The sequence below is a fragment of the Pseudoxanthomonas spadix genome, from assembly GCF_003703395.1.
GTDB classification, from domain to species: Bacteria; Pseudomonadota; Gammaproteobacteria; order Xanthomonadales; family Xanthomonadaceae; genus Pseudoxanthomonas_A; species Pseudoxanthomonas_A spadix.
Window position 1 is genome coordinate 18,047 of the sequence record NZ_RDQN01000003.1, and the last position, 13,336, is coordinate 31,382.

The window sequence follows — 13,336 nt, forward strand, 5'->3', positions numbered from 1 at the left end:
GGGCTCCCCCCAACCCAAAGGTAAAGACCACCGTTCATGGATCCCAACGCCTCGTCACCCCGAAGTCCGCTCCTCCTGTTCGCCCTGGCCTGCCTGGCCTTGCTGGCCGGCTGTAGCTCGGTCCCCGACATGGCCTCCTCGCTGCCCACGCCCGACCCGTTGGGTGAGGTGAAGGAAGCGCCCGAGTACCGGATCGGGGCAGGCGATCTGATCCAGATCCAGGTCTTCCAGATCGAGGATTTGGAGCGCCAGGTCCGCGTAGACAACGAAGGCATGATCTCGTTGCCGCTGATCGGCAACTTCAAGGCCGCCGGCCTGACCCGCTCGGAACTGGAGACCGAGATCACCCGCGCCTACGGCGGCAAGTTCCTGCAGGATCCGCAGGTATCGGTGCTGATCGAGGAATTTACCAGCCAGCGCATCACGGTCTCTGGCGCGGTCTCCAAGCCAGGGAACTATCCGCTCGAGGGCGCCACCCAGCTCACCTTGCAGCAGGCATTGGCTGAGGCGCAAGGCGTCAGCGACCTGGCCAGTCGCCGGAACGTGGTGGTCTTCCGCACCATCGGCGGCCAGAAAATGATCGCCCGCTTCGACCTGACCCAGATCGAGACCGGTCAGTCACCCGACCCTGAAATCTACGGAGGCGACATCGTTGTGGTCTATCGCTCTGACGCACGCTTGCTCCTGAGAACGGTGTTGGAGCTGACCCCCTTCGTGATGGTCTTCAGGGCGTACCAATGAGTACGACCGAACGCCCTTCCGGGCACATCCACACCAGGCTGCCAGACGTGAGCTTGCTCGAATACTGGCAGGCGATCACCTCGCGCCGCTGGCTGATCGTCGGGGTCACGGTCCTGGTGGTCGCCATCGTGCTGGTCGGTACCCTGCTGACGACGCCCCAGTACCGGGCAACCACGACACTGCAGATCAATCGCGATGCGATGAACGTGGTCAACATCGAGAACCTGATGCCGGCCGAGTCGCCGATGGATCGCGACTTCTACGAAACCCAGTACGAGCTGCTGCGAAGCCGCTCGCTGGCGCAGGCGGTGATCCGCAAGACGCGTCTGGCCGAGCATCCGGCCTACAAGGAGCTGGCGGACAAGGCCGCCGCGCAGGCCGCGCAAGGTGCCGAAGGTGACCAGGCCACGATCCAGAAGCGCCAGCAGGAAGCGGCCGAACGTGCACTGACCGCAGTTGTGATCCAAGGGCTGGAGATCGAGCCGGTGCGCAACTCGCGCCTGGCCAAGATCCACTTCAGCTCTCCTGATCCGGCGCTGTCGGCGAGGGTGGCCAACGCCTACGCCAGTACGTTCATTTCCGACAACCTGCAGCGCCAGCTGGATGCGTCCACCTTTGCGGTGAAGTACCTGTCCGAACGTCTGGAGCAGCTGCGCGGCAAGGTCGAGGAATCCGAGCGCGCGCTGGTGGATTACTCGGGCGACCAGCAGATCGTATCGGTAGGCGAGGACGCACCGTCGCTGCCGGCGCAGAACCTGAGCGAGCTCAACGGATTGCTGGCTGCCGCCCAAAGCGCGAAGATCCAGGCCGAAGCGGCCTGGAATGAGGCGCGTGGCGGTGACGGCCTGAACCTGCCGCAGGTGGTGTCCAGCCCGCTGATCCAGAACTTGCGCGAAGCACAGTCGCAGATGGAGGCCGAGTACAACCAGAAACTGGCCACCTACAAGCCCGACTATCCGGAGATGCTGCGGTTGAAGAGCCGCATCGATGCTGGCAATGCACAGATCCGGCGCGAAGTGGGCGTCATCAGGGCGTCATTGAGGTCGCAGTACGACATGGCTGCGCAACAGGAACAGCTGACCGAGCAGCGCATCAGTTCGCTCAAGCATGACCAGCTGGACCTGGAAGAGCGAAGCATCCGCTACAACATGCTCAAGCGTGATGTGGATACCAATCGCCAACTGTATGACGCGCTGTTGCAGCGTTTCAAGGAGATCGGGGTGGCGGGCAATGTCGGCGCCAATAACGTCTCGGTCATCGACCCGGCGGAAGTGCCCGGCGCGCCTTACTCACCGCGCCTGCCGATCAATCTGGCGCTGGGCGCGGTGTTTGGAGTGTTCCTCGGCTTGGTGCTGGCTCTGATGCTGCACCTGGTTGGCTCGGTACGCCGCGCGCATCGGGTGTGAGCAGAGCGTTCACGCTTTGCACCAAGGCGTGAATCGCGACTGTGAACGTGCGTTGGTGCACAGAACAACAGGCTTTTTCGTGCGATTGTTGCATCGCAGCAGGCGCTTGTTCCAGACCGATTAGGGGACAGCGTGGTTGGATGCAGCTCAAGTTTGTATGTCACAACGGTGCCGCCGTCGACCACGGGGCCAATGCGCATGAGCGCATTGCGCAGCGGTCGGGCAGCGGACAATTTTTGGATTCTTCCGGCAAAACGATCCCCCGCGTTTTGCCAGTGATGAACCGGGACCGGAGGACACCATGCTCCTGGCTGATCTAAGTGGCGGTACGCAGACCACCTCATCGCCGCGACTGCTTTCAAAATATTCCGCTGCGGCTGACGTCGTCCTGCGCGTCTCGGATATCGTGGTGGTGGTCGCTGCGGCGATTGTGGCCTATCGCCTCAGGTTTGACACCTGGCTGCCGGCGGCTGGCTATCGCGTGGTCATCGGCACCACGCTGCTCTACGCGGTGATCTGCTTCAGCGCGTTTCCCCTGTATCGCAGCTGGCGCGGACGTGGGCTGTTGCGCGAGTGCATGGTGCTGGGCCTGGCTTGGACCGGCGTGTTCGCGCTATTCGCGGTGCACGCGCTGATCGTGCAGATGGGCCAATATGTCTCACGGGCCTGGCTCGGGACGTGGTACGTCGGTGGTTTCGCCGCGCTGGTGTTATCGCGCACCCTGCTGCGCAACTGCCTGAACATGCTGCGCAGCACTGGCCTGGACGTGCAGCGCGTGGTGGTGATCGGTCTGCGCACGCCTGTGTTCAAGCTGCAGAAGTACCTCTTGCGCAACAGCTGGGTCGGGCTGCAGATCGTGGGTTATTTCCAGAGTCGCTACGACATGGTACCCAGTGCCGCGTCGAGCAGGTTGCCGTGTCTCGGGATCTCCGCGCCCGAAGAGCTGGAGCGCTACCTGCAGGAAAACACGGTCGAACAGGTGTGGATCTCCATGCCGCTTGGCGATCGTGATCGGATCAAGAGCCTGCTGCAGGTGCTGGATCGCTTCCCCATCACGGTCAAGCTGGTGCCTGACCTGTTCGATTTTGGCCTCCTCAACCAGCAGGGCGAGCAGATCGGCAATGTGCCGGTCATCAACCTGCGCCAGGGCGGCGTGGATCGTGACAACTACTTCGTGGTGGCCAAGGCCCTGCAGGACAAGCTGGTCGCGGTTGCGGCGCTGCTGGTGCTGTGGCCGCTGCTGCTGGCCATCGCCATCGGCGTGAAGCTCAGCTCGCCGGGCCCGGTGTTCTTCCGGCAGAAGCGCCATGGCCTGGGCGGGCGCGAGTTCCACATGCTCAAGTTCCGCTCGATGTATGTGCACCAGGAAGGCCAGGTCGAGGTCAAGCAGGCTACGCGCGGCGACGCGCGCATCACGCGGTTTGGCGCTTTTTTGCGCCGCACCAGCCTGGATGAGCTGCCCCAGATATTCAATGTCCTGGGCGGTAGCATGTCCATTGTCGGCCCGCGTCCGCATGCAGCTCAGCACAACAGCCATTACGAAAAGCTGATCAATCATTACATGCAGCGCCATTACGTGAAGCCGGGCATCACCGGCTGGGCGCAGGTCAATGGATTCCGTGGTGAGACCCCGGAGTTGCGGACGATGAAAAAGCGCGTGCAATACGATCTGGATTACATACGCCGCTGGTCGCTGTGGCTGGACTGCAAGATCATCGTGTTGACCGCGTTCCGCGTGCTCGGCCAGAAGACCGCGTACTGACTTATGGCCGCGGTTCCCCATGAGGCATTGGTCCAGCACGGGACGCGAGCCCAGGCCAGACACCGCCTGCGTGACGTCCTGATTGAATTGCTGTTGCTGTTCGCGATTGGCTACAACTTTCTGCTGGCGATCATCAACGCCCAGCTGTTCGCCGTGACTCCGGCCATGACCTACGCGGCAGAGCTGGTGATCTATGCGGGCTGCTTTGGCCTTGGGATCTGGACGCTGCAGCGCGAGAAGATCGCCGCGGTGCTGGTGGGCATTGGCCTGATTGCGGCGGTAATGCTGTTTCGCTACGTGGTGGAATGGCGGGTCGATGCCAAGTTCATCCGCGATGCGATCATCCCCTTTGCCTTCCTGGTGCTTGGCGCGGCCTATGGCGGCTCGCTGCCGCGGCTGTTCCTGCGCATGAGCGTGATCGTGGCGCTGGTCGCCGCGGTTGAACTCGCCGTGCCCGAGGTCTACGGAGACGTGGTCAATCCGAAAAGCTATTACGTCAACACCCGTGGCGTCGACGAGGGTGGCTTCTGGAACCAGGACAGCAACCTGTTCGTCAGCGCCACCCGTCCTGGCGAGCGCAACTTCCTGGCCGGCAGTAACCTGCCGCGTGCTTCGTCCATCTTCGTCGAGCCGGTCACTACGGGCAATTACCTGGTGTTCTTCTGCGCGATCCTGCTGGTGTTCTGGCGATCGTTCGGGCCAAAACGGATCATCTTTTCGGTTGGCTTGCTGTTGTTCCTGATCGTGGCCTCCGACGGCCGGCTTGCGGCCGGGACAAGCTTTCTGTTGCTGTTGGGCGCGCCTTTTTTAAGGAAGCTCGACCAGCGCCTGTCCTTCCTGATCATGCCCCTGGTGATCCTGGCGGCGGCTGCATTGATCTGGGTGATGGGCGTGGAAGCCTATGACGACACCACCCTGGGCCGTGTCTATCTGACGGTGGCCGCGCTGCGTGACATGACAGCCGAGGCCTGGCTGGGCCTGGATTTCGACGTGCCGTACAGGTACGCCGACAGCGGTATCGCGTACTTCATCGCCTCGCAGTCGATCATGGTGGTGGGCGCTTTCCTGCTGGCGTACTCGTTCGGGCTGGAGATGCCCACCGAGGATGGCCAGGCCTTCAAGAATTTCTTCATGCTGGCCTTTGCCACGGGTCTGCTAGTCTCCAACAGCCTGTTCTCGGTGAAGTCGGCGGCGCTCTGGTACTTCGTGCTGGGCGCGATGTGGCAATTGCCCAAGGGCGCATGGTTCTCGCATCCCTCGCTGTTGGCTGGGCGTTCTTTTGATGAGGCGGCATTGCCCGTTGGCCGCGCCACCCGCGCGGAAACAACGACGGCCGGAACTCCTTGAACCATGAGCAGCGATCTGGCTGCGCGCGATCTACGAATCGATGCAGCCAAGGCACTTGCGATCATGCTGGTCGTGATGGGGCACGCGCGCGGCATCCCGCACCTGTTCACCATCCTGGTCTACAGCTTCCACGTGCCGCTGTTCTTCGTGCTGTCCGGCTGGGTGTCGCGCGCGCATGGCACCGCGCGCGGCCTGGGCGAGACGGCGCTTCGACTGGCGCGCACGCTGCTGCTGCCGTACGTGGTGTTCTATCTGCTGGGCTATGGGTACTGGCTGGTGACCCGCCACGTTGGCGAAAAGGCTGCGCGTTGGGGCGCACTGCCCTGGTGGGATCCGTTGAAGGGGTTGGTCAGCGGCATAGGACCGGATCTGTACGTCAATCCGGTGCTGTGGTTCCTGCCGGTGCTGTTCGTCACCACCTTGGCGGCCATCATGCTCCGGCGCGTGCCGGCCGGCTTGCTGGTCCTGCTGTCGATGCCGGTGGCTGCACTGTGGATTCTGGTGTTCCCTCCGCTTGGCGTACGCCTGCCATTCGGCCTGGACGTGATGCCGATCGCGCTGGCGTTCTACGCACTGGGCGCCTGGATGGCCTCGCGGAGCCTGCTCCCGAAGGAGGCCTGGCTCAACGTCATTTTCACGCTGGTGCTGGTCGTGCCGTGGATGGTGCTGGCATTGCGCAACGGGCGGGTGGATGTCAATGCGCTGGAGTTCGGCCAGTCGGTGGGGCTGTTCTTCGTCAACGCCATCCTGGGGACCTTGCTGACGTTGTTCGTCGCCAGGCTGGTGGCGCAGGCTTCGGTCCTGCAGTGGATCGGGCGCAATACGCTGTTGATCCTGTGCACGCATATCCTGGTGTTCTTCGTGCTTTCCGGTGTGGCGTCGCTGGCGGGGCTGTATTCGGAACAGAACAAGCCCGGCCCGGGATGGGCGCTGCTGGTCTCCCTGGTGGCCATGGGCCTGGCCTTGCCGATGCGTTGGGTGTTCGTGCGCATCGCGCCCTGGGCCATCGGCCTGTCACGTGCAGGTGGCCGATAAGCCGGCTGGCGATGTCCTGCAACAAGGTGTCTGTATGAAAGTGGTCCACGTGGTGCGTCAGTTCCATCCTTCGGTCGGCGGCATGGAGGAGGTCGTGCTGAACGTGGCGCGCCATCATCAAGCCAGCAGCACCGACGAGGTGGAAGTGGTGACGCTGGACCGGGTCTTCTCCCAGCCCGAACTGCGGCTGGCGCCTTCAGCACAGCACGGCGGGCTGCCGGTCAGGCGCCTGCCCTGGCACGGTTCGTCGCGTTATCCATTGACGCCGGGCGTGCTGAAGGCCATCAACGGTGCCGACGTGGTACATGTGCATGGCATCGACTTCTTCTACGACTACCTGGCCATGACCGCTGCGGTGCATCGCAAGCCGATGATCGTGTCCACGCACGGCGGGTTCTTCCACACCGCTTATGCATCCAGGCTCAAGCGGCTGTGGTTCAACACGCTCACCCGCACCTCCGCGCTGGCCTACAAACGCGTGGTGGCCACCAGCGAAAACGATGGCGATCTGTTTTCCCGGGTGGTCTCGGCGCAGCGCCTGCGGGTGATAGAGAACGGCGTGGATGTCACCAAGTTTGCCGGGCGCGGAAGTGCGGCCAATGGCCGGACGTTGATCTATTTCGGGCGCTGGTCGGTCAACAAGGGGTTGCTGGAAACCCTGGACCTGTTCGCCGCCCTGCGCCGCCGCGACTTGCGGTGGTCGCTGATCGTCGCCGGGCGCGAGTACGATCTCACCCGCCAAGACCTGACGCGCGAGATCGCCACGCGTGGACTGCAGGGCCAGGTCGAGATCGTGGTTTCGCCTACGCAGTCTGAACTGGCCACTCTGCTGGGCAAGGCGCAGTATTTCGTGTGTCTGTCCCGGCACGAGGGCTTCGGCATCGCGCCGGTCGAGGCGATGAGCGCCGGCCTGCTGCCGGTGTTGAGCAACATCCCGCCCTTCGCGCGGCTGCATCAGGAGTCCGGACTGGGCGTGGTGGTCGAGGCGGCCCATGCCGAGGCGGCCGCCGACGCCGCCCAGGCACAGGCCGCGGTATCCGACGAGGTCTATGCCGCTCGCCGGGCTGCCGCGATGGCCTATGTGGAGCGCTATGACTGGAAGCACGTGGTGGGCCGCTACGTGGATGAATATCACGCTGCGCTGGTGCGCCCGTGCTGACCGTGCTGCAACAAGTCGATCGGCCCACGCCCACGACCAATCCCTATCTGGTGCAGTTGTTCCGCGCGCTGGAGCCGATGGTGCACCTTCGTTACTGGTCGCTGCGCAATGCCCTGTTGACCCGCTATGACGTGGTGCACCTGCACTGGCCCGAATACATGATGCGGCACCCGAGCGCGTTGGGGCGGCTGCTGCGCCAGTGCGCGGTGGCCTTGCTGTTGCTGCGCTGGCAGGTGCTGCGCACGCCGGTGGTCAGGACCATGCACAACCTGGAGCCACATGAAGGCGGCGGCCGGTTCGAGACGCTGCTGCTGCGGTGGATGGATCGGCTGACCACGCGCTGGATCCGCATCAACGCCACCACCGAACTGCGCGCACCGGGCACCGACACCGCGCTGCATGGCCACTATCGCCACTGGTACGCCGGCTTCGCCAAGCCCGTGCAAGTGCCCGGGCGCCTGTTGCATTTCGGCCTGATCCGCCCGTACAAGGGCGTCGAAGTCCTGATCAAGGCGATGGCCGAGGTGTGTGAACCCGGCTGCACCTTGCGCATCGCCGGCAACCCGGCCGATGCGCAGATGCGTACGCTGGTCGAGCAGGCGTGCGCGGCCGATCCGCGCATCAGTGCGCTGCTTCAGTACGTGCAGGATCCCACCCTGGCGGCCGAGATTTCCGAAGCCGAACTGATCGTGCTGCCGTACCGGGAAATGCACAACTCCGGCACACTGTTGCTGAGCCTGTCGCTGTCGCGCCCGGTGCTGGTGCCGCGCACGCCCAACAACGTGGCCCTCGCCGATGAGGTTGGCCCGGGCTGGGTCTTCATGTACGAAGGCCAGTTGACCGCGCAGGTGGTTGAAGAGGGCCTGCGCCGCGCGCGCGCCGCGCACCGCCAGGCCGATCCGGACCTGTCGCTGCGCGACTGGGACCGGGTTGGCGAACAGCACTACCGCAGCTATATGGCAGCCATCGATCAGCGGCGCGGGCGAGGCCGTGGCCAAGGTCAGGAAGATCGCGCCGCGCCCGTCGGCAGGGACCGGTGAGGCCGTGTCCGTGACCACGCCACCCGGTTCGACCTCCGGGTTGGGTTCGCGTGCTGCAACCGGTGCTGCCAAGACCATGGCCGGGCAGGGCGTGCGCATGGTGGTGCAGTTCGGCGGCATCATCCTGCTGGCACGGCTGCTCAGCCCGGAAGATTACGGCCTGATGGCCATGGTCACCGCGCTGGTGGGAATCTGCGAGATCCTGCGCGATTTTGGCCTGTCCTCGGCCGCGATCCAGGCCAGGACGCTCTCGCGTGAGCAGCGCGACAACCTGTTCTGGATCAACAGCGGTATCGGCCTGGCGCTGGGCCTGTGCGTGTTCGCGGGTGCCGGGCTGATTGCCGATTTCTACCAGGAGCCGCGCCTGCGGGCGGTCGCGCAGGTGATGTCGGTCACCTTCCTGCTCAGTGGCATGAACACCCAGTACCGGGCAACCCTGAGCCGCGGGCTGCAGTTTGGCCGGCTGGCGATGAGCGATGTCGGCGGCCAGACGCTGGGGTTGATTTGCGGCGTGCTTGCAGCGCTGGGTGGCCTGGGCTATTGGTCGCTGGTGATCCAGCAGGTGGTGGGTTCCAGCGTGGGCCTGGTGATCTCGGCCATGGCGTCACGCTGGCTGCCCGGGCGCCCGCGTCGTGGCGTGCCGATGCGCAATTTCCTGATGTTCGGCGGCAACCTGATGGCCGCGCAGATGCTGGGCTATGTCAGCCAGAACATCGGTCAGGTGGTGATCGGTTATCGCACCGGCGCCGAGGCGCTGGGTCTGTACAACCGCGCCTTCCAGCTGCTGATGATGCCGTTGAACCAGATCAACGCGCCGGCCACCACCGTGGCCCTGCCGGTGCTGTCCAAGCTGCAGGACGAACCGCCACGCTATGCCGCCTTCCTGCTGCGCGGGCAGACGGTGATGGTGCATATCGTGACGGCGATCTTCGCCTTTGCCTGCGCGCAGGCGCATCCGCTGATCGTGCTGTTCCTGGGGGAAAAGTGGCAGCCTGCGGTGCCCATCTTCCAGATCCTGAGCGTGGGTGGCATCTTCCAGGTGGTCGCTTACGCCTCGTACTGGGTGTTCCTGTCACAAGGCCTGGCGCGCGCCCAGCTGACCTACTCGGTGGTGGCGCGCGTGCTGATCATTGCCTGCATCTTCGGCGGCTCGCAGTGGGGTGCCCTGGGCGTGGCCGCAGGCTACGCATCAGGCCTGGCGCTGATCTGGCCGCTGTCGACGGTATGGGTTTCGCGTGTCGGCAAGGCGCCGGGCGCGGCGATGTTCAACAACGGCCTGCGCGCCATTCTCGGCTATGGCGTGTGTGCGCTGGTGTCCTGGGCGGCAGCGCGCCAGTGGGCACACACGCCGGTCATGGAGCTGGTCATCGGCGCGCCCGCCATCCTGCTGGCCTTCGGCATGGTGTGCCTGTTGTGGCCGGCTTTTCGCCGTGACGTGCAGACCATCATGCACAGCAGGGAATTGTTGCGTCGGCGCGGTTGATGCGAGTGGATGATGTTGCTGAACAGCGGCATGCATCGATTCACGCGCAGATTCATATCAGTGCGCGCGGTCACGCTCTGGATACCGGGAAAACAGCATCCTGCCAAGGCGATTCCTGCCTTCATCGAAGGGGGGCATCGTTGGCGCCATCCCCCCGCGTTTTCTGGCTCCACGCTCATGCGATCGATCATGCAATCGATTCTGTCCTGGGTCACCCAACGCACGCGTGGTGATGGTCATATCCGCGTGCGCTTTGCCATGTCCGCCCCCACGACCTGCTCCTGACGAGGACACGCTTTATGTCGGTTTCTGAATCCCCCGCAGTTACCGAAATGCCGGTTGCACCACCGGGCGCGGCTTCGCGCCCGTTCCCACGCAGCAAGTTGCGCTACCTGGTGCTGTCGGCCCACGACTACCGCACGCCGCGCCGGGCCAATATCCACTTCATCACCGATGAGTTGGTCAAGCGCGGCACCACGCGGTTCTTCTCGCTGCGCTACAGTCGCCTGTCGCGATGGAAGCAAGACATGCGCCTGCCGCTGGACGGCACGGCCAACACCGTGGTCAAGCACAAGGGCGTGGAGTGCTACCTGTGGCGCACGCTGGTCCATCCGTTCAACACCCGCCGCCGCTGGTTGCGGCCGGTGGAGAACGCGATGTTCCGCATGTATGCCAAGCATCCGCCCGAGCTGCTGAAACGCTGGATCCGCGAGTCCGACGTGATCGTGGTGGAAAGCGGCGCGGCGGTGGCCTTCATCCGCCTGGCCAAGCGTCTGAATCCCGATGCTCGGCTGGTGTACCGGGCATCGGACGGGCTGAGCACGATCGAGGTGGCCGAGTTCATCGCGCGCGAGTTCGACGATGTCTGCGGCTGCCTGGATGCCATTGCGCTGGTCTCGCCGGTGATGGCCGATGAGATCAACAGTAGGCACAACGTCTACCACGTCGGCCACGGTGTCGATCCGGGCCTGCAGGACATGGGTGATCCGTCGCCTTATCCGGGCACCGGCATCCACGCGGTCTCGGTGGGGTCGATGCTGTTCGATCCGGAGTTCATCGTGCTGGCCAGCCGGGCCTTCCCGGAGGTGACCTTTCATGTGATCGGCTCGGGCCGCGGCGCGATGCCCGGCTATGGCGAGAACGTCAAGGTCTACGGCGAAATGAAGCATGCCGACGTGATCGGCTACATCAAGCACGCGCGCTTCGGCATCGCGCCGTACTCGTCCGAGCAGGTGCCGGCCTACCTGGCCGACAGTTCGATGAAGCTGCTGCAGTACGACTTCTTCGGCCTGCCGGCGGTGTGCCCGCATGCGGTGGTCGGCAGCTACGCCTCGCGCTTTGGCTATACGCCCGGTGACGCCGAATCGATCCGCGTGGCCATCCAGAGGGCGCTGGATGCACCGCATGTGCGCTCTCGACAGTGCCTGGACTGGCCGCAGACCACCGATCGCCTGCTGGAGCCGGAACGCTATCCGGAAACGCATCTGGAACGGTAACGGCAACTGTCATCGCCGCCTTGTCGGGAAACTTCCGTTTTTTTTCATTTTCTACGTACGCCTTGGGTAGGCCAGGACGCGAGGAGCTGTCAGTTATGCCGTTGATCGAAGGTATCGTGGAGCGCCAGGAACGCAAGTCGCTGTTCTGGTGGAAGCCCAAGGATGGTTCGGTCAACGTGGGTGACCACCTGTCCAAGGTCCTGGTGTCCTCGATTCTGGCGCTGCAGGACACCAACCTGTTGCGCAAACGGCCCGGGACGCCGCGCCTGCTGTGCATCGGTTCGGTCCTGCATTTCGCCACCGGTGGCGAAGTGGTGTGGGGCACGGGCATCAACGGAAAGATCCCTGCGAGCGCGCACCGGTTCACGGCCCTGGACGTGCGCGCGGTGCGCGGACCCGGGACGCGCGAGGTCCTGGGCAGCATGGGCATTCCTGCACCGCCGGTGTACGGCGACCCGGCGCTGCTGATGCCACGGTTGTTCAATGCCGATCTGCTGCGCAGCGGCGCACCCAGGAAGCCCTACGTGGTGGTGCCACACTTCAACGAGCCGCTGGACAAGTACCGCGGCTACGAAGATCGTTTGGTATCGCCGCGGATCGAGCCGGCCGCTTTCGTCAGTCAGCTGCTGGAGGCCGAGTACGTGGTCAGCAGCTCGCTGCACGGCGTGATCCTGGCCGAGGCCTATGGCATTCCCGCGGTGTACCTGGACTGGGGCAACGGCGAAGATCGTTTCAAGTACGATGACTACTATGCAGGCACCGGGCGGATGCAGTGGCGCTCGGGAAATTCGGTGGAAGAATGTCTGGACATCGGCGGCAATGGCCGTTTCGACCTGGCGTCGATCCAGCGCGGCTTGATGGATACTTTCCCTTACGACCTGTGGTGAGCTGATGCTTGTTTTCTCCGGACATTCCCAGGACATCACCCTGCAGGGCGATCCGATCTGGCTGGGGGGTTACCCAATCGCCAGCACCGAGCTTGCGCCCTTCACCGATGCACTGCTCAAGACGGTCGCGCTGCGCGAGCGGCGCAACGTGTTCTTCGCCAATACCAATTTCGTGGTCCAGTGCCGGCCATTGCGCCAGGCGCTGCAGGATCCATCGGTGACCATCGTCAACGACGGCATCGGCCTGGACCTGGCGGCGATGCTGATCCATCGCAAGCGGTTCGCGGCCAACCTCAACGGCACCGACCTCATCCCCAGCCTGTGCGAGCGCAGCGTGCGTCCGCTGCGGTTCTTCCTGCTGGGCGCCAAGCCCGGTGTGGCGGCCGCGGCGGCGGCAAAGCTGGAAGGCAGCTACGGCCAGGACGTAGTCGGCATCTGCGACGGTTATGGCCAGATGCGCAGTGAAGGAGCCGACCTGGTGCGCAGCATCAATCGCGCGCAGCCCGACGTGCTGCTGGTGGCGCTGGGCAATCCGGTGCAGGAACGCTGGATCCTGGAACACAGCGCCCAGCTGCAGGTGCCACTGGCCTTTGGTGTCGGTGCGCTGTTTGATTTCCTGTCCGGCAATGCCCGTCGTGCGCCGGCATGGGTCCAGCGCATCCACATGGAATGGGCGTTCCGCCTGCTGCACGAGCCGCGCCGGTTGCTCAAGCGCTATTCGGTGGACCTGTTGACGTTCTTCGGCGTGTGCCTGCGCAATCGGCAGCAGCAGAGCGCTGTGCCGCAACGCGCCGGCTAGTCCGCGCCGCAGCCGCGCGTCGCACAGGCTGCGCAATGCCGGCGGCACCACCCAGCGCCCGACCCCGGCGATACGCATGGTTCGCCAACGAATCGACGACACCATGGCGCGGCCCGATAGCGCGCTGCCGTATGGCCAGATGTGGCGCTCGAGGCCTGGCAAGGCTGCCGCGTTTTTCACG

General features: G+C 64.3%; 12 protein-coding genes. All 12 read left to right on the plus strand.

Annotation, left to right across the window (positions count from 1 at the left end; genetic code table 11):
- Window positions 1–36: 36 nt before the first annotated feature.
- Window positions 37–741 carry a polysaccharide biosynthesis/export family protein gene (locus D9R12_RS05295; protein ID WP_122228851.1) on the plus strand — a complete coding sequence of 235 codons (705 nt, stop codon included), beginning with the start codon at window positions 37–39 and terminating at the stop codon, window positions 739–741.
- Window positions 738–2,147 (plus strand): GumC family protein, encoded by a 1,410-nt coding sequence (locus D9R12_RS05300; protein ID WP_043290418.1) that lies wholly within the window; start codon window positions 738–740, stop codon window positions 2,145–2,147. The genes D9R12_RS05295 and D9R12_RS05300 overlap by 4 nt, the downstream gene beginning before the upstream one ends.
- A gap of 301 nt (window positions 2,148–2,448) precedes the next feature.
- Complete coding sequence (locus D9R12_RS05305) at window positions 2,449–3,909, plus strand: undecaprenyl-phosphate glucose phosphotransferase (protein ID WP_122228853.1); 1,461 nt, start codon at window positions 2,449–2,451, stop codon at window positions 3,907–3,909.
- 93 nt (window positions 3,910–4,002) lie between these two features.
- The gene (locus D9R12_RS05310) at window positions 4,003–5,256 is read left to right on the plus strand and encodes a polysaccharide biosynthesis protein GumE (RefSeq protein WP_425476602.1); all 1,254 of its coding nucleotides are present in this window, start codon (window positions 4,003–4,005) and stop codon (window positions 5,254–5,256) included.
- 3 nt (window positions 5,257–5,259) lie between these two features.
- A complete protein-coding gene (locus D9R12_RS05315; protein WP_014160076.1) occupies window positions 5,260–6,291 on the plus strand; it encodes an acyltransferase family protein in 1,032 nt (343 codons plus the stop codon).
- A gap of 34 nt (window positions 6,292–6,325) precedes the next feature.
- A complete protein-coding gene (locus D9R12_RS05320; protein WP_014160077.1) occupies window positions 6,326–7,450 on the plus strand; it encodes a glycosyltransferase family 4 protein in 1,125 nt (374 codons plus the stop codon).
- Window positions 7,420–8,490 carry a glycosyltransferase gene (locus tag D9R12_RS05325; protein ID WP_170159181.1) on the plus strand — a complete coding sequence of 357 codons (1,071 nt, stop codon included), beginning with the start codon at window positions 7,420–7,422 and terminating at the stop codon, window positions 8,488–8,490. The genes D9R12_RS05320 and D9R12_RS05325 overlap by 31 nt, the downstream gene beginning before the upstream one ends.
- Before the next feature lie 4 nt (window positions 8,491–8,494).
- Window positions 8,495–9,973 carry a lipopolysaccharide biosynthesis protein gene (locus D9R12_RS05330; protein WP_122229398.1) on the plus strand — a complete coding sequence of 493 codons (1,479 nt, stop codon included), beginning with the start codon at window positions 8,495–8,497 and terminating at the stop codon, window positions 9,971–9,973.
- A 12-nt stretch (window positions 9,974–9,985) separates the two neighbouring features.
- Window positions 9,986–10,258 (plus strand): hypothetical protein, encoded by a 273-nt coding sequence (locus D9R12_RS15560; RefSeq protein WP_147475051.1) that lies wholly within the window; start codon window positions 9,986–9,988, stop codon window positions 10,256–10,258.
- 47 nt (window positions 10,259–10,305) lie between these two features.
- A complete protein-coding gene (locus D9R12_RS05335; RefSeq protein WP_014160080.1) occupies window positions 10,306–11,469 on the plus strand; it encodes a GumK N-terminal domain-containing glycosyltransferase in 1,164 nt (387 codons plus the stop codon).
- 95 nt (window positions 11,470–11,564) lie between these two features.
- A complete protein-coding gene (locus tag D9R12_RS05340; protein WP_122228857.1) occupies window positions 11,565–12,356 on the plus strand; it encodes a polysaccharide pyruvyl transferase family protein in 792 nt (263 codons plus the stop codon).
- A 4-nt stretch (window positions 12,357–12,360) separates the two neighbouring features.
- A complete protein-coding gene (locus D9R12_RS05345; RefSeq protein WP_122228859.1) occupies window positions 12,361–13,155 on the plus strand; it encodes a WecB/TagA/CpsF family glycosyltransferase in 795 nt (264 codons plus the stop codon).
- The last annotated feature ends 181 nt before the right edge of the window (window positions 13,156–13,336 follow it).